Source organism: Saccharopolyspora antiqui (genome assembly GCF_052246905.1).
Lineage (GTDB): Bacteria > Actinomycetota > Actinomycetes > Mycobacteriales > Pseudonocardiaceae > Saccharopolyspora.
In genome coordinates, this window is record NZ_JBQQBO010000015.1 from 18508 (window position 1) to 34424 (window position 15917).

Sequence of the window (15917 nt, forward strand, 5' to 3'; positions counted from 1 at the left end):
GTTCGCTGGTGGGGGCCTACTGGAGCACGTCGTCGACGATCTGCTTGGTCGACGGCACGGAATGGGCGAGGAATCGGTAGTTGATGATCGCCGCCTCGTAGCCGTCGCCCCAGTCCGGATGCCGAGGTCCAGCGGTGGCGTCCTTGACGAAGGGTGCGCCGTTGTCGTTGTTCGTGACTCCACGCTGCGCTGCGACAACGGGTACCCGTTGCGTGCTGGCGGAAACCGCCCGGCGAGTCGTGGTGGATGGCATGCGGGCGGTGCCGTCTCGGGCCTGGTCGGCGAGCGTGCGCGCGAGCTCGCGCGCACGCTTGGCCTCGGTGGTGGACGCGGCTGGGTGGCGCGGGCCCCGGGGGAGGCAGAGGAGGAGCGGTGGAGTTCCAGCACGTCGTCGAACTGGTGGGCATGGTCGTCGACGCGATGGGCGTGGCGGTGATCGTGGTGGGAGCGGTGGTGGCGACCGGCCACGCCGTTTTCCGACTGTCCCGACGGCAGGCGGCCGTTTACCGTGCCTACCGCCGTCGGCTGGGGCGGTCGATTCTGCTGGGATTGGAGTTCCTCGTCGCGGGCGACATCATCCGGACCGTGGCGGTCTCACCCACGTACGCAGGTGTTGGGCTGCTCGCGTTGATCGTGGCCATCCGTACGGTCCTGAGTTTCTCGCTCGAACTGGAGATCACGGGCCGGTGGCCCTGGCAACGACGTTGACGACATGTCGGAAAGGCTTGGCGGAGCGACGTACCACCGCGGCCTCGGCGGCCTGCGCATCGCGATGTTCGCCAGCCCGAAGAATGCACGGCCGCTCCGCGCGGCACTTCGATTGGATTTCCGGGTTTTGATCCTCAGGATTTAGGGACTTTCGCCCCTGTGTGGACGCTGATTTGGAGTACGCAATGGGCGGGCCGCTGGCCCCTGCGGTGGGTTGTCACTGGGGGGCTGCGCGGCCGCGGTGGGTGGGGATGACATGGTCAAGCACGCCGCTGGTCACTGCCCAGGTGATCAGGAAGACCGCCTCCAGCGCCATCGAGACGATGCCCGCTGTATCCCAGTCGCTTTCCCGGTATCCCGGTAGCCCCGTGGTGCGGCTGAGGATGAAACCGACGAACATGCCCGCGTTCACCAAGCCGCCGAGCAGCCACGGCAGGAACGAGGGCCGGTAGAGCAGCATGACCGCCGCATACAGCAGCACGACCGCGCCGACGATGAACAGGATTCCCACGTAGAACGCCTCTTCCATGACTTCGGACGCGTAGAGGGCGTGGATCAGCGCGACGATCACTGCGGATGCAGCCGCAACGGTGCACATCCAACGCATTGCGGGCCCCCTTGTCGATGTGGTGATCGCAGATCACCGGCGCGCGATGTCTTCGGCGCCGTCCGGCGACGGCTTCAGGCTGCGCGGGCTGCTCCGCAGTGGTCAGGGCCTTAAGGCCCGAATCCCGATCGTCGTCCTCGGTCGAGTTCGGCACAGACGCGGATCGCCTGGTCAACCGGCCGCCGGTAACCGGTGGGACCCAAGTGCCGGTGCTCGGACTGCGGAGCAGCCCTGTGGCCGGGTTGCCTTCACCCACGTGCTCACCGGCGTGGGGCCCGCGGGGCGGAACGTTGGTGACGCAGCGATGACGCCGTCCGGAGCCGGTGCGACCGGCATGGCGCCGGGTGGGTATGGTGCGTGACGTGTCGAGTCCAGAGGCATCCAGGGTGGGGGCTTTCGGTCACCCCGTCAGCCCCCTGAATCACTGAATCTCGAAGGCCTGTCCCCCTGCTCGATGCAGGGGAGTGACAGCAGTGTTGGGCCGCTGACCGGCGGTGACGAGACGTTCATCCGATCTCTCATCACCCCGGAGTTGTTCGATGCCTCTGCCTATTTATCTGCTCGCCGTGGCCGTGTTCGCCATGGGAACTTCGGAGTTCATGCTCGCCGGTCTGCTGCCGGACATCGCCGCGAGTCTCGATGTTTCGGTAGCCACGGCGGGTCTGCTCACATCGGCCTTCGCGATCGGCATGGTTGTGGGTGCCCCACTGATGGCGGGACTTGCCCGCAAGTGGCCGCGACGGTCCAGCTTGGTGGGTTTCCTCGGCGTGTTCCTGGCCGCGCACGTCGCCGGTGCGGTCACCGAGAACTTCACCGTGCTGTTCGCTACCCGAATCCTCGCGGCTCTGGCCAACGCTGGTTTCTTGGCGGTCGCGCTCACCTCCGCCGCTGATCTCGTCCCCGCCGACCGGAAGGGCCGCGCCCTGGCGGTCCTGCTGACGGGTACCACGGTCGCCACCGTCGTCGGCGTGCCGGGCGGTGCGCTGCTGGGGACGCTGCTCGGCTGGCGCGCCACGTTCTGGGTGGTTGCTCTGCTGTGCCTACCTGCCGCGTTCGGGGTGATCCGTGGCGTTCCCGCTGGAACCGGACCACTCGACGACGCGGGCGGCCCGGATCTGCGTCGGGAGCTGGCGCAATTGCGGCGGCCACGGCTGATCCTGGTCCTGCTGCTCGGCGCGCTGGTCAACGCTGCCACCTTCGGCAGCTTCACCTTCCTCGCTCCGATCGTCACCGATGTCGCCGAGCTCGGCCCCCTGTGGATTTCGATCGTGCTGGTGCTGTTCGGTCTGGGGTCCTTCGTCGGCGTTACCGTCGCCGGGCGGTTGTCCGACCATCATCCCGGCGTCGTCATCGCAGCTGGCGGGCCGCTGCTACTCGGCGGCTGGGTCACCTTCGGCCTAATCGCCTACCAACCGGTGGCCTTGCTGCTGCTGGCCTTCATCCAGGGTGCGCTCTCCTTCGCTGTCGGGAGCACCCTGATCGCGCGGGTGCTCTACGAAGCCGCGGGCGCGCTGACGATGGCAGGCTCCTACGCGACCGCGGCCTTGAACGTCGGAGCGACTGCCGGTCCCATCATCGCTGCCGCCACGCTGGGCACGGGCTTGGCCGAGCTCGGACCCGTCTGGGCCAGCGGCACCCTCGTCGCCGTCGCGCTCTTCCTCGCGCTGCCGTTCCGCCATGCCCTCGCGCACAGCGCACACGAAGGAACCAAGCGATGACACGACGTTCCGTTGAGCGTTGCGAAAGTTGGTGCGGACCAAGGGAATCCAGCCCGGTTTGCCAGGCACGTGACCGAGCACGGATCCGGACCGGGCGTGTACCGCTACGTGGTCGAGCAGCCATCGCCCTACCGCACTTTGTCACCTCCGGTCCGGTGGTCCGTGGCGCGTAGTGCGCGGGTGCGTTCCTCGTCGATTCGGTAGGAGCTCGGGGGACGCACCAGTGCATCGGGTGGGCCGATGTAGTCGATGACCACCCCGTAGTGCTCGCGGGCGGCGTCGATGCCGACGTATCCGTTGACGACGTCGTCCAGCACCCGCTGCACCGGCCGCCGCAGCGGGTCGCCGAAGCCGCCCCCACCGGGGAACCGCAGCCGCACGAGGGTTTCGGGTGCCAACCGCACGAGCTGCTTGCGCGGCAGGGCCTCGCCGGTGGTGAGGTCGACGAATTCCCCTGCCGCGCCCGCCTTTCCGCCTTCGGCACCCAGGGCGGGGTGCAGCACCCGGTCGACGTTGGCGTTGACGCTCCAGCCGGAAGAGCCGCGGCGGCCGACATCCACGACCTGCCCCAGCCCGCCTCGGTGCAGGCCGGGCCCGCCGGAGTCGGTGCGCAGCTCCCGCCGTTGCTGCACCAGCGGCGTCAACGCCTCCAACACCTCGGTCGGTGCGGCGCGCACCCCGGTGGGGAATCCGGTGGTGGTCAGCCCATCCTGACGCGGTCGACCGCCGCTGCCGCCCGCGCCGAAGACGGTCAGGGTGAACGGTTCCTCCTCGTCGGCGTCGGCTCCCCGCCACACCGTCATCCACAGGGCGTCGGCACTGGGCGCGGGCAGGCGGCCGCCCAGCGCTGGACGCAGCGCCTCGAACAGCAGGCTCGGCAGGAAGTGGCCGACCAGGTGGCGGGACGCGACCGGTGCCGGGTCGACGCAGTTGAGCACCGAGCCGCGCGGGGCGGTCACCTCGATCGGCCGGAAGGAACCCGCGTTGTGCGGAACCTCCGGGGCGAGTGCGGCCTTGAACGCGAAGGACGTGTACGCGTGGGTGTAGTTGAGCACCACGTTCACGCCGTAGCGCGACTGCGGTGAGGAGCCCGCGTAGTCCACTGTGGCCGAATCACCGTCGATCGTGACCTTGACCCGCAGGCGCAATTCCTCGTCACCGAAGCCGTCGGTGCGCAGTTGGCCGGTGTAGTCCCCGTCGGGCAGGTCGGTCAGCGCGGCGCGCAACGCCGCCTCCGAGCGACGCATGATCTCCGCCGCGACCTCGTCGACGTCGTCGAGCTCGAACTCGTCCATGAGCCGCAGCAGGCTTCGCGCCCCGACCTCGTTCCCGGCCACCTGCGCGTAGATGTCGCCCATCGTCTCGTCCGGGGTGCGGACGTTGCTGCGGATGATCTGCTCCAGCACCGGGTCCGGCCTACCCGCGTGCCGCAGCTTCAGGATGGGCAGCCGCAGGCCCTCCTCGAAGACCTCGGTGGCCGCGGCGGACAGGATCCGCCCGCCGATGTCCGGAGCGTGGCAGCAGCTGGCGAACCAGGCGACCAGCCGCCCGGCGCGGAACACCGGGGTCGCCACGGTTAGATCGTTGATCTGCCCGGAGGTCATCCACGGGTCGTTGGTGATCAGCACGTCCCCGTCGGCCAGCGCGTCGGGCGGGAAGGCGGCGGTGACGTGCCGCATGCCGGTGGCCATCGCGTTGATGTGGCCGGGGGTGCCGCCGGTGGACTGGCCGATCATCAGGCCCCGCGAGTCGAACACCGCGCAGGCCAGGTCCAGCGACTCCCGCACCACCGGGCTGAAGGCGGTCCCGACCAGCGCGGCTTGCTGCTCGTTGAGCAGCGAGTGCAGCCGGTTCGCGAGCAGTCCGACGACGATCGGATCGAGATGCCGGTGGGTCACGGGGCCTCCTCGGTGTTTTGCGGGACACCCGCACCCGGTCGGCCCCACGAGCGGGCGAAATTGTCACTCACGGGGCCTCCACGGTGTTTTGCGGGACACCCGCACCCGGTCGGCCTCGCGAGCGGGCGAAATTGTCACTCACGGGGCCTCCTCGGGCCGCAGTTCGATGACGATGCCGCCGTCCTTGCCGACTCGGCAGCGCATGCCCGGCGCCAGCACCAGGGTCGCCTCCCGCTCCTCGACGAGGGCTGGGCCGCGCAGCACCGAGTCCGGCGCCAGCAGGTAGCGGTCGTAGACCGGGGTGTCGACGTAGCCGCCGGACTGCGGGAAGTACGCGGCGCGGTGGCCGATCAACGCATCGCGGGAGTCGCCGGTGGGGCGCAGCCGCAGCCGCGCATCGGGTTCGGGTCCGCGGGTGGTCAGCCGCCAGGTCAGCACCTCGACCGCGACGTCGCGCGGCGCGACGTCGCCGAACCGGAGTCGGTAGTGCTCGGCGAAGTTGCGGCGCACCTGCGCGTGCCAGTTCGGGCCGACCGGCGGGACGGGCACCTCGATTTCGCTGCCCTGGCCGACGAACCGCATCTCAAGGCTGCGGGTGTGCGACATCTCGCCGTCGGCGACACCGGAATCCCGAAGGATCGCCGTGCCGTCGCGCTCCATCGCGGCGAACAGCTCCCGGGCCCGTTCGGTGCCGACGGTGGAGAGCTCGGCGTGCCAGGACGACACCAGGTCGATGGACATCGGCGCCGACAGGAAACCCAGTGCGCTGAGGACCCCGGCCGCGGGTGGCGCGATCACCGCGGGCGAACCGAGCGCGCGAGCGACGCCCGGTCCGTGCAGCGGACCGTTGCCGCCGGATACGAACAGCGCGAGCCGACGGGGGTCCTGGCCGCGCTCGACGGCGTGCACCCGGGCCGCGGCGGCCATGTTCTCGTTGACGGTGGCGTGGACCCCCCACGCCGCCTCGGGGACGGTGATCCCCATCGGTTCGGCGATCTGCTCCTCGATGGCGCGGGAAGCGGCCGCGGCGTCCAGCTCCATCCGGCCGCCGAGGAAGCTTTCCGGATCCAGGTAGCCGAGCACCAGGTCGGCGTCGGTGACGGTGCAGGCGGTCCCGCCCCGCCCGTAGCAGACCGGGCCGGGTTCGGAACCGGCCGAGTCCGGGCCGACGGTGAGCAGGCCCAGCGGGTCGACCCGGGCGATGGACCCGCCACCAGCTCCGATCTCGATCATGTCGATCACCGGCGCTCGCACCGGCAGCCCCGAACCGGCGCGCAACCGGTAGACGCGGTCGACCTCGAACGTGTGGGTCACCAGCGGGCGGCCGTCCTCGACGGTGCACAGCTTCGCCGTGGTGCCACCCATGTCGAAGGCCATCTGGTCGGGACGGTCGGCGGCCCGGCCGAACGCCACAGCGCCGAGCGCGCCCCCCGCCGGACCGGATTCCAGCATCCGGATCGGGAACCGCCGGGCGGTGTCCACTGTGGCCACTCCACCGTTGGACAGCATGATCAGCGGATCGTGCCGCAGCCCGAGCCGCCGCAGCCGGTGCCGCAAGTCGGCCAGGTAGTCGTCCACCAGGGCCTGCACGTAGACGTTCGCGATCGTGGTGGAGGTGCGCTCGTACTCCCGGATCTCCGGGTTCACCTCGCTGGAGAGCGCGATCTCCATGCCAGGCGCCACCTCGGCGATCACTTCGCGGGCCAGCCGCTCGTGCGCGGGGTTGCGGTAGCTGTGCAGGAACGAGACGGCGACGGCTTCGATCCCCGCCCGGGCCAGCTCGACGGCGAGCCGGGCGAGGTGGTCGGTGTCCAGCGCGGCAACCGCGGTGCCGTCGGCGAGGATCCGTTCCCGGACGCCGAACCGCAGGTGACGGGGCACCAGCGGGCGGGGCAGCTCCAGTTCGAGGTCGTACAGGTCGTAGCGGTGTTCGCGGGCCATCTCCACGACGTCCCGAAAACCTTCGGTGGTGATCAGCGCGGTGCGGGCGCCTTTTCGTTCGATCAGCGCGTTGGTGACCAGTGTCGTGCCGTGCACCACGGTGCTGACCGAGGCCGGGTCGAGGTCGTGCGCGGCGAGCGTGTCGCGCAACAGCGCCTCGACCGCGGCGGCCGGTTCGGCGTGCGTGGTGAGCGCCTTGCCGATCGCGACGATGCCCTCGTCGTCGAGAATGCACAAATCCGTGAAGGTGCCGCCGATGTCGACACCGACGCGCAGCTTCGGGAGGGACATGCGACTTCCGTCCGGCACGCGAGACATGAGCCCGAAGGTAAGGATCGTCGGACGATTCGGCAAGGCTCTGGGATAATCGTCGACGGCATCGAGGCTGGCCGAGTGGAGTGGCAGACGTGGTTTTCGACGGGGCGGCGCGGCCCAGCGGGACGACGGGAACCGGTGCGCAGGTGCGGTCCGAGACCGCCGGGCTGACGCGGGAGAGCAGCGCCAGCAGGGTGGCCGACGCGTTGCGCGCCGGGATCATCGAGGGCCGCTACGAGCCGGGGACCCGGCTGTCGGAGGAACGCGTCCGGGAGTACCTCGGCGTTTCCCGCAGCACCCTGCGGGAGGCGTTCCGGTTGCTGATCCGGGAGCGCCTGCTCGTGCACGAGCTCAGCCGAGGCGTCTTCGTCCGCCAGTTGAGCAGGGCCGACATCTCCGACCTGTACCGGGTGCGGCGGGTCGTCGAATGCACGGCGTTGCGGCAGGTGGAGGTGCTCACCCCGGCGGGCCTGCGGCGGATGAGCGCGGCGATCGAGGACGGTCGCCGAGCCGAGCGCGAGGGCCGGTGGCCGCAGGTGGCGGCGGCCAGCATCCGCTTCCACGAGGCGCTGGTCGGGCTGGCCGAAAGCCCGCGGCTGGACGGCCTGATCACCGAGGTACTCGCCGAATTCCGGCTCGCCTACGCCTTCATGCACGACACGTCGGCCTTCCACCAGCACTTCCTGCAGCGGCATTCGGCCATCGCCGACGCGGTGCGCGCGGGCGACCTCGACGGTGCGGCGGACCTGCTCGACACCTACCTGCGCGATGCCGAACGAGAGCTGCTGGGCAGCTACACCACCCCGGATCGCGGGGGCCGAAGTCGTCCATGACCCTTGCTGGATCGTCGGACGACAATCTAGGGTCCCGTGTGACCTGCGGCACGCCGATGGCGTAGTGCCGGGTTCCCCCAACCTCCGGGAGGTCCCGTGTCCGCCAGTTCAGCCGAAACGAAACTCGACGCGCCGGTATCGGCCGCGGTCCTGCGCCGCGCGACGCTGGGCGCCACCATCGGCAGCGTGGTCGAGTGGTTCGACATCGCCGTCTACGCATACCTCGCCACCGCGATCGGCACCGTCTTCTTCCCCGCCGAGGACCCGACGACGTCGCTGCTGAGCTCCTTCGCGGTGTTCGGATCCGCGTTCGTGGTCCGGCCGCTGGGCGGGATCTTCTTCGGTGCCCTCGGCGACCGGATCGGGCGGCAGCGCACCCTCGCATGGGTGATCATGGTCGTCTCCGGCGCGACCCTGGGCATCGGGCTGCTGCCCGGATACGCGGCCGCCGGTGTGGCAGCCCCGACGATGTTGGTGTTCTTGCGCTTGCTGCAAGGGTTTTCCGCCGGTGGGGAGATGGGCGGCGCCTCCGCGTTCGTCGCCGAGTTCGCCCCGGCCAGGCGGCGCGGCTACCTGGTGTCGCTGGTGGAGATGGGGTGCATCCTCGGCTTCCTGCTCGGCTCCGTCGTGGTGTTGCTGCTCAACGTCTGGCTCACCGACGAGCAGATCGCAGGCTGGGGTTGGCGCATCCCGTTCCTGCTCGCCGCACCTCTCGGGCTCGTCGGCCTCTACATCCGGTCGCGGCTGGAGGAGACGCCGGAATTCGTCGCGTTGCGCGGACGGGGCGAACTGGCCCGCAACCCGCTGCTGGAGTCGGTCCGGTACCACTGGCGCGCGATCCTGAGCGTGGCTGGGTACTCGTTGTTCCAGAACGCCGCGTTGTACGCGATCCTCACCTACGTCCCGAGCCACCAGTCCAAGATCCTCGGTTACCCCGCGGTCGTCGCTTCGGTGTCGTCCGTGGTCAGCATGTGCGTGATCTGCGCGCTCATCCCGGCGATGGGGGCGGTTTCGGACCGCTTCGGCCGCCGCCCGGTGCTCGGTGGGTCCTGCCTGGCGGCCGTGCTGCTGGCCTACCCGCTGTTCTGGTTGATGGGGCAGGACAACGCGGTCCTCGCGGTGCTCGCGCACATCGGGCTCGGGGTGGTCCTGGCGGTATTCCTCGGCCCGACGCTGGCGGCGATGAACGAGCTGTTCGCCACGCGGGTGCGATACGGCGGTTTCTCGCTGGGCTACAACCTCTCGGTGGCGGCCTTCGGTGGAACCGCTCCTTTCCTGATCACCCTGCTCGTGACCGGTTCCGGCAACCACGCCGCACCCGCGTTCTACATCATGGCCGCTGCCGTGGTGACGCTGCTGGTAGTGCTGGCGACGCGCGAGACGGCTCCGGCTCGGCACTGACCGTCCCGCGGTTGTTCGTCAGGGGTGGGTGCTGTGTGGTGCTGTCGACGCGGCGTCATCGATCCAACGGCGTTCCGGTCCGCCAAGCTGTCGGTTCCCGCGCGGCGCGGTGGCCGGTTCGGCGGCACCGCGCCCGATCTCAACCTGCCTGCCGCTATGAACGTGATTGGGCACTCGCGGCCAGGGAGGTAAGAGTCGACTGTGGACTGTGCGGCGACGGCGATCGCGTAATCGGCGTGGGAGCGGTGTCGCAACCTTCTTCGGGCCGGGTTCCGCTAGTCTCAGTGTGACTAGTCTGTGGCGAGAGGAGGCGCCGATGTGGCGGAGGCCCGCGACGGAACCCCTGCTCGATGTTCTGGAAGTGCTCGACCGGGCGTTTCGCCAGGACGTTCGGTTGCACGGGTGGGAGGTGGTGGAAGCGGCGATGCGATCCGGAGCCACGGTGCACGCGATCCTCGACCACCTTGAGGAGGCAGGTTGGCTCACGGGAACGTGGCAGGACCAGGACCGTGCCCGTCGTCGTTTCTACCTGCTGACCCCGCATGGTGCGGAGGCGGCTCGGAGGCTGCTGGCGACCTACCGCCCCGGGGTCGAAAGCGGGTCGCGGACATCGCCCGCGCCAGATCCGATCCTCCGGGCATGAGCCACGAGCCGCTGGTACCGAGACGGCGGTTGCTCGCCGAAGGCCGACGCCGCTGGGAGTTCAGTCGTCAACGCCGAGCATTACTTCGGTCGACTTGACCAGCACGGTAACGGGCTTGCCGACCGCCAGGGCGAGGTCCTCCGCAGCGTCTTTGGTGATGGACGCGACGACCTGCTGGCCGCCTTCGAGGGTGACCTTGACGACGGTCATCACCGCCCCTGGGTCGATCGCAGCGACGGTACCGCGCAGTTGGTTTCGCGTAGACAGGCGCATCAAGACTCCTCGGACGGCGATGTGCCTGCGCACGTTAGGTCGCCGAGCCGACATCCGCCACTCGGGCGGATCCTGCGACGAATCGCTACTCGAATTCCGGTGCGCGTGATCGATCTGGCGGTGACGCGGTGGGCGGTCCTCAGGTCGCCGACGCGGAGTCCACTCTGGACAACTGGAGGCAGCGGATGTTCCGCACGTAGCGGTTGGCATGCCTGTCGTGCGGAACGACCAACGTGGGGCGGGTGAGGATCTGCCCGTTGTAGCGGGTGGCCAGCAGCGCCGCACATGCACCGAGGTCGGGGGCGATCTCGGCCCAGGACAGCACGACCCGGTAGCCGTCCTCGGAACGGGCGAGGACCACGAAGCTGAGGTGGTCCTTCTTGCGGTGGTCGTCGGTCCGCAGGCTGACCTCGGCCAACACCCGGTGCAGCGGCACGCCTTGGACCTGGTGGACCTCGTGCACGTGGCGGGTGACGTAGTGGACGTCGATGACTTCTTCCGCCTGGGCGTGCAAGTCGGCGGTCAGAATTGTGCCGTCCTGGGCGATGTCGCCGGTGATCAGCACTTCGCCGGGGCGCAGCGGTAGCCGCGGCGCCGGGATCTCAACCCCGTGGATACCGGGCGCCTGCGACGGCGGTGTCTCCATGACCTCACGCTAAATCTGATGCGGGTTCCGCAATATCCTCCATCAGGTGCTATCTCGACGGCGCAGATGCGGATCAACGGGCATTGTTGATCCTTGTCTGCGGATCAATATCATCATTTGATCCGCTTTTGCGCGATCCTTAGAAATGCTGCGCACGACGCTTCGCCGTCCCGTGCCGAACCTCGGTGGGCTGAGCTGGCGACCGAGCGCGATCAACCACCATCCTGGCTTCGACGCCGTGCCGGACGATCAGCATGACCCCGGCCCCCGGTCCCGCCAGGTTCCCCGGCGATCAGGTCGTCGACGAACTGCAGTGCCGCGCTGGCACTCCGGTGCCGCCAGGCCAACAGGACCGCGTCGAAGCCCTCCCGGCGATCGAGTTCGGCCGCCATCGCCGCCACGATCGGCTCCAGCACCACCCGCTGGGCCCGCAGCAAACCGCGCGGATCGAGCCCGCGGCGGTCCAGCAACGCCAGCTTCATCAGCAGGTCCGAGCGCAGCTGCCGGACATGCTCGCTGGGTTGCCGCAACCATTCGTCGACCGCTGCACGGCCGCTGTCGGTCAACCCGTAAACCGTCCGCTGCGGCCCCCCACCGGTCTCGACCGCCAGCGGCTCGATCAGACCGGCGGCCTCCAACCGGCCCAACGCGCGGTAGATCACCGGCCGGGGAATCTGCCAGACTCGCCCCAGCGGACCGCCCGACGCGGTCAGCGCGGCAATGGCGAAGCCATGCCTCGGCTCCTCCCGCAAAACCGCCAGCACCGTCCACTCCGACAACGCCCATCGCACAGCCCCGAGCGTAAGGCGTCGACCGGAACACGCTCCGCGAGCCGACCGGCACCCGCATTGCCCTGATCGGCGACGCGGTCGCTCGCACCGCACGCGAGGCCGTAGCGGCACCTGCTCGGGCGGCGGCAGTCCGAACCGGGCGACTGCATGATCGTGCGCCAGATCGGCCGTCGGGGTCTGGCGCGCACCGGCGTCTGGAGTCCTGCTCGGATGGCCGGACGAGGCCAGTCCTCGGGCAGCGGCGTCGTCTCCAGCCCGGGGCGAGGCCATGTGCACGAACCGGCGCTGGAGCAATCGGGTGGTGCTTCCCGACGACGGCGGCGGATCTTGTTCCGGAGGACAGAATGTCCGAAGTAGACGGTTCTGCACCGTTGTCGGTCGTGGCTGCCATTTCCTCCTTGACGCCCTTGTCGATACGTGATTACGCTCGTTCATCAAGTGATTTCTCTCTTCATAATATGAAGAAAGAGAGTCGCCGTGAACGAGAATGTCCCACCGGTCCTCCGCTCGGAACACAACCTGGACGAGCTCGTCGCATGCCACGGCGACCAGCCGCGTGGAGTGGTGTCCTGCCAGCTCATCGCGGGTGCGCTTGATCTGGCCGGTGACGATCGGCAGGGCGGGCCACGGGTGCGGAATGTCGCGCTGCGCCCACTGGCGCCCCCGCCGATGCAGGGCTGTTTTCCGAACTACCGCGCACGCGGCCCAGCGCGCTGCGAGTCCGGCCGCGATGCCGCAGCCGATCGCAGCACTGAGCAGCGCCAAGCAGTGCTGGCGGACGGCGCGCGTCAGGCCAGGGACTTCGAACGACAGCGCCGGAAACCACTCGCCGCCACCGACCACTGACGTCCGTCCACCACGACGCCGGAAAGAGGATGACAATGCTGTCAGAACAGGACAACGAGCTCCTGACCCGAGTCGGCCCCGGTACCCCGATGGGCGATCTGCTGCGCCGTTACTGGACCCCGGCGCTGCTCGTCAGCGAGGTGCCGACACCGGACAGCGACCCGGTCCGGGTGCGGCTGCTCGGTGAGGACTTGGTGGCGTTCCGGGACACCAACGGCCAGGTCGGGCTGGTGGGGGAGAACTGCCCGCACCGCGGTGCCTCCCTCTACTTCGGACGCAACGAGGAATGCGGGCTGCGCTGCCCGTACCACGGCTGGAAGTTCGATGCGAGTGGCGCATGCGTCGACATGCCGAGCGAGCCCCCGACAAGCGTGTTCAAGGACAAGGTCCAGCTGAAGTCCTACCCGACGCACGAGTCGGGCGGCATCGTGTGGACCTACATGGGACCTGCGGAGAAGATGACGCCGTTCCGGGACTTCGGCACCGAGACGCTCGCTCCGGAACACGTCTCGGCCACCAAGCTGCACACCACGTGCAACTGGGTGCAGGCCATGGAGGGCAACCTCGACACCTCGCACATCTCCTGGCTGCACCAGTTCAACGGCGTCAAGGACATCCAGGACGACGGCAGCGACAAGCCCGGCTATCCGTCCAACCCGATGTCCTGGAAGTTCTGGGCGCACGACCGCGCGCCGCGGCTGGAGGTCGAGGACACCTGGTACGGGTTCAAGTACGTCGGGATCCGGACCACCCCCAACGGTTTCACGCACGTGCGGATGAGCGCGTTCTGCTACCCGTACCACACGGTGATCGCGACCGTGCCGTTCGGCTGCAGGCAGGGCCTGTTCGTGCCGATCGACGACGAGAACTGCTGGCGGTACAGCTTCACCAGCCGGAACGTCGAGAACCCGCAGGGGATCGGCGGCGCCAACCTGTTCTCGGTGGCCCCGTTCAAGTTCGGCCGCGCCGAGGTGAACGGCAACGGGATCATCCCGCGGGAGTACACCGCCGAGAACGACTACGGCATCGACCGCGACGAGCAGCGCCACCGGACCTTCTCGGGTGTCGCTGAGTTCGTCAGCCAGGACCTGATGGTCACCGAGTCGATGGGCCCGATCTACGACCGCACGCAGGAACGGTTGGGCACCAGCGACAAGGCGCTCATCAGGATGCGTCGGCTGCTGATCGCGGCGGCGAAGAAGGTCGCCGAAGGTGGCGAACCGCCAGCGGTCGACCCCGACCTCGACTACCGCAGCATCCGATCCGCCGAGAAGATCCTTGAAGAGGGCGAGGATTGGCGCATACTGGGCACCAACGACGACCCGCTGGTGCAAGAGATGGACGTCGACGGAATCCCCGCGTCCACCCCGACCACCCGATCCTGACGCGATAGCCCGTCCCGCACGGGCACGCTGGCGAACGCATGCCCGGCTCTACCCAGTCGGGTCCATGCGTTGGCCCAACACCGACGCCTCCCGCGTGCCGCGGTTGATTCGGCGCCCGAGGCCCCGGCATCGCTCCGCGTTCCAGCCACCCGTGCTGGAGCGCGGAGCCGGTCGAAACTCAATGAGGAGTTTGCAGATGTGGATGCGATCACGCCTGTCGGGGGCCGTCACAGCCGTGGTGGTCGTGCTCAGCGCAGCGCTGGCGATGAGCGGTTGCGGTGCGGTGGGCCAGAACAGCGAGGCCAAGGAGCGGACGGTTCAGTCCACCAACCCCTACGGCGGCAACTTCGCGGCGGAAGGGACGCCGAAGCGCGGCGGAACGCTGTTGTTGGGCGAGGATCGGGAAATCGTGAGCTTCGACCCGACGGTCCAGAACACCAACATGGCGGCCAGTGCGGTCTACGACTCGCTGATGAAGCTGGGACCAGGCGGAAAGGTCGAGCCGTACCTGGCCCAGTCGATGGATAGTCCGGACGGCGGGTTGACTTGGCGGCTGGTGTTGCGGCCGGGGGTGAAGTTCTCGGATGGCACTGATCTGGATGCCAATGCGGTGATCGTGAACGTGCAGCGGCACATCGACAAGGTGTCGTCGCCAGCCCACGCCCTGGCCGAGCGGATCAAGTCGATGCGTGCGGTGGATCCGCTGACCGTCGAGTTCGTTCTGGTGCAACCGACGGGTGAGTTCCCCACGGGCTTCGCCCAGCCGTTCTTCTCCGGGACGTTGGGGATGATCGTTTCTCCGGCGGCGTTGCAGAAGTACGGCAAGGACATCGGGAGCAATCCGGTTGGTGCTGGTCCGTTCCAGTTCGTCAGTTGGGTGCGGGATTCGAAGCTGGTTTTGCAGCGCAATCCTGGTTATTGGCAGGCGGGCAAGCCGTATTTGGACGGGTTGGAGTTTCGGCCGTTGCCGGACACGGAGTCGCGGTATGCGTCGATCCAGAACGGCGATGTGGACCTGATCTTCGGCGGCTACATCACGGAGCTGTCGCGGGCCGCGGAGAACCCGAATCTCACCGTCTACTACGGCTCGGGCAACGGCGCGGAATGGGTGTACTTCAACTTCACGCGGGCGCCGTTCAACGACCGCCGAATGCGCGAGGCCATCATCAGGGGCCTGGACATCAGGGCGTTGAGCGCCAGCCAGTACCGCAACCAGTTGGAGCCAGCGGCCAGCCTCTTCGGCGACGACAGCCCCTACCACACGAAGGCGGCCTCGGACGCGTGGCCGACCTACGACCCGGAGAAGGCCAAGCAGCTGATCAAGGATTACGTCGCGACGGGCGGAGATCCGAACTTCACGTTCAAGACGACCAACGCGCCGAACCGGGTCGCGTTCGGCGAGTTCGTCCAGGCGCAGATGGCCGCGATAGGCGTCAAGGTCGACCTGCAGTACTACGACCTCGCGCAGTTCTCCTCGTCGGTGGTCCAGAGCAGCGACTTCCAGTTGACCAGTTGGGTCGGCGGGCCGTTCGACTCGGCTTACCCAGCGGCGCAACGGCTGTTCGGCAGCAGGGGCAGCGGCAACTACGGCAAGTACTCCAACCCGAAGATGGACGACCTGCTCAACCAGGCGATCTCGACGAGCGACCCGGCCCAGCGCAACCAGATCTACCAGCAGGTGGAACTGCTCGCGAACCAGGACCTGGCCCTGGGTTGGTACAGCCGCGGGTACCTGTCAACGATCACCAAGCCCGAGGTCAAGGGCATCGACCGGTACGTGTCCCGCGACATGTTCTACGCGACGACGTGGCTCGACCGGTGACGTTCACCGGCGGCCGGACTCCGCCGACAGCGCGGTCAACGTGGACCGCGGTCCTCAAGACGATGAGGTATTCGACGATGGGTTTGCGAA

The 15917-nt window shown here is 68.5% G+C and carries 15 protein-coding genes; 8 read left to right on the top strand and 7 right to left on the bottom strand.

Going from position 1 to position 15917, the window contains the following annotated elements:
• Positions 1-16: 16 nt before the first annotated feature.
• Complete coding sequence (locus ACTWQN_RS22755; protein ID WP_443205566.1) at positions 17-253, bottom strand: hypothetical protein; 237 nt, start codon at positions 251-253, stop codon at positions 17-19.
• A gap of 119 nt (positions 254-372) precedes the next feature.
• Here ACTWQN_RS22755 and ACTWQN_RS22760 point away from each other — a divergent pair, with 119 nt between their 5' ends.
• On the top strand, positions 373-708 hold the full coding sequence (locus tag ACTWQN_RS22760) for a DUF1622 domain-containing protein (protein ID WP_443205567.1): 336 nt from the start codon (positions 373-375) through the stop codon (positions 706-708).
• Positions 709-925: 217 nt separating this feature from the next.
• Here the strand turns inward: ACTWQN_RS22760 and ACTWQN_RS22765 are convergent, their stop codons facing one another.
• Positions 926-1279: a hypothetical protein gene (locus ACTWQN_RS22765; RefSeq protein WP_443205568.1), complete on the bottom strand. Its 354-nt coding sequence runs from the start codon at positions 1277-1279 to the stop codon at positions 926-928.
• Positions 1280-1854: 575 nt separating this feature from the next.
• Between ACTWQN_RS22765 and ACTWQN_RS22770 the strand changes: the two genes are divergently transcribed.
• Complete coding sequence (locus tag ACTWQN_RS22770; protein WP_443205569.1) at positions 1855-3033, top strand: Cmx/CmrA family chloramphenicol efflux MFS transporter; 1179 nt, start codon at positions 1855-1857, stop codon at positions 3031-3033.
• A gap of 128 nt (positions 3034-3161) precedes the next feature.
• On the opposite strand, the gene ACTWQN_RS22775 is transcribed toward ACTWQN_RS22770, so the two are convergent.
• Positions 3162-4931, bottom strand: a complete 1770-nt coding sequence (locus ACTWQN_RS22775) for a hydantoinase B/oxoprolinase family protein (RefSeq protein WP_443205570.1) — start codon at positions 4929-4931, stop codon at positions 3162-3164.
• Positions 4932-5069: 138 nt separating this feature from the next.
• Complete coding sequence (locus ACTWQN_RS22780) at positions 5070-7163, bottom strand: hydantoinase/oxoprolinase family protein (protein WP_443205571.1); 2094 nt, start codon at positions 7161-7163, stop codon at positions 5070-5072.
• Positions 7164-7279: 116 nt separating this feature from the next.
• Here ACTWQN_RS22780 and ACTWQN_RS22785 point away from each other — a divergent pair, with 116 nt between their 5' ends.
• The 3 genes from ACTWQN_RS22785 to ACTWQN_RS22795 all read left to right on the top strand — a co-directional run bounded on the left by ACTWQN_RS22785 (position 7280) and on the right by ACTWQN_RS22795 (position 10064).
• On the top strand, positions 7280-8020 hold the full coding sequence (locus ACTWQN_RS22785) for a GntR family transcriptional regulator (RefSeq protein WP_443205572.1): 741 nt from the start codon (positions 7280-7282) through the stop codon (positions 8018-8020).
• Between the two features lie 96 nt (positions 8021-8116).
• A complete protein-coding gene (locus ACTWQN_RS22790; RefSeq protein WP_443205573.1) occupies positions 8117-9421 on the top strand; it encodes an MFS transporter in 1305 nt (434 codons plus the stop codon).
• Positions 9422-9737: 316 nt separating this feature from the next.
• On the top strand, positions 9738-10064 hold the full coding sequence (locus ACTWQN_RS22795; RefSeq protein WP_443205574.1) for a PadR family transcriptional regulator: 327 nt from the start codon (positions 9738-9740) through the stop codon (positions 10062-10064).
• Between the two features lie 60 nt (positions 10065-10124).
• On the opposite strand, the gene ACTWQN_RS22800 is transcribed toward ACTWQN_RS22795, so the two are convergent.
• The 3 genes from ACTWQN_RS22800 to ACTWQN_RS22810 form a co-directional block, all read right to left on the bottom strand.
• Positions 10125-10337 carry a TOBE domain-containing protein gene (locus tag ACTWQN_RS22800; protein WP_443205575.1) on the bottom strand — a complete coding sequence of 71 codons (213 nt, stop codon included), beginning with the start codon at positions 10335-10337 and terminating at the stop codon, positions 10125-10127.
• 139 nt (positions 10338-10476) lie between these two features.
• Positions 10477-10983, bottom strand: a complete 507-nt coding sequence (locus ACTWQN_RS22805) for a molybdopterin-binding protein (protein ID WP_443205576.1) — start codon at positions 10981-10983, stop codon at positions 10477-10479.
• A gap of 212 nt (positions 10984-11195) precedes the next feature.
• Complete coding sequence (locus ACTWQN_RS22810) at positions 11196-11774, bottom strand: PadR family transcriptional regulator (RefSeq protein ID WP_443205577.1); 579 nt, start codon at positions 11772-11774, stop codon at positions 11196-11198.
• 477 nt (positions 11775-12251) lie between these two features.
• Between ACTWQN_RS22810 and ACTWQN_RS22815 the strand changes: the two genes are divergently transcribed.
• The 3 genes from ACTWQN_RS22815 (at position 12252) to ACTWQN_RS22825 (ending at position 15827) form a co-directional block, all read left to right on the top strand.
• The gene (locus ACTWQN_RS22815) at positions 12252-12620 is read left to right on the top strand and encodes a hypothetical protein (RefSeq protein ID WP_443205578.1); all 369 of its coding nucleotides are present in this window, start codon (positions 12252-12254) and stop codon (positions 12618-12620) included.
• Positions 12621-12655: 35 nt separating this feature from the next.
• Positions 12656-14005 (top strand): Rieske 2Fe-2S domain-containing protein, encoded by a 1350-nt coding sequence (locus ACTWQN_RS22820; RefSeq protein ID WP_443205579.1) that lies wholly within the window; start codon positions 12656-12658, stop codon positions 14003-14005.
• Between the two features lie 196 nt (positions 14006-14201).
• Positions 14202-15827 (top strand): ABC transporter substrate-binding protein, encoded by a 1626-nt coding sequence (locus ACTWQN_RS22825; protein ID WP_443205580.1) that lies wholly within the window; start codon positions 14202-14204, stop codon positions 15825-15827.
• Positions 15828-15917 lie beyond the last annotated feature (90 nt).